The 415-nt window shown below is 37.3% G+C and carries 1 protein-coding gene; it reads right to left on the bottom strand.

The window, feature by feature from the left end; translation table 11 throughout:
* A partial coding sequence (locus KH893_RS12610) for an HD domain-containing protein (protein ID WP_427860458.1) occupies positions 1-415 on the bottom strand: 415 nt, incomplete at both ends.

Here is a 415-nt window from a genome sequence, read left to right as displayed (position 1 = left end):
CCATTACGATAATCAGTCTTATTTTTTAAAACTCGTACCTTTATTTTTGGATCATAATCGATTTGTTGGTGTTTAAAAGCATACTTAAAAGCGCGGATAACTGCGATTGCCCCGATCGCTTCGAGCCGATCGGCATCTTGGACAATTTGTCCGTTGATGTCCAATTTTTTTGCTTGGCCAAAAGTTTCCGTCGACCAGGACATGTTGTCGATAATATAAATGATCGGTTTTGGATCGACATCAATTGCCTTTAAAAAATCAATAACTTTCTTTTTAGCTTCCTGCTGATCCGCAAATAATTTATCGTCGTAGGTATCATGCAAAGTCGCACTTGCCAAGACTATAAATTGGTTGGCAGTTGGTTCTTTTTTAAGAATTTTCTTTGTTAAACCGATTACCCGATCAATATGTGAAC

It is taken from the genome of Liquorilactobacillus sicerae (genome assembly GCF_029916425.1).
Classification (GTDB): Bacteria; Bacillota; Bacilli; order Lactobacillales; family Lactobacillaceae; genus Liquorilactobacillus; species Liquorilactobacillus sicerae.
This window is presented reverse-complemented; position numbering and strand designations above follow the sequence as displayed.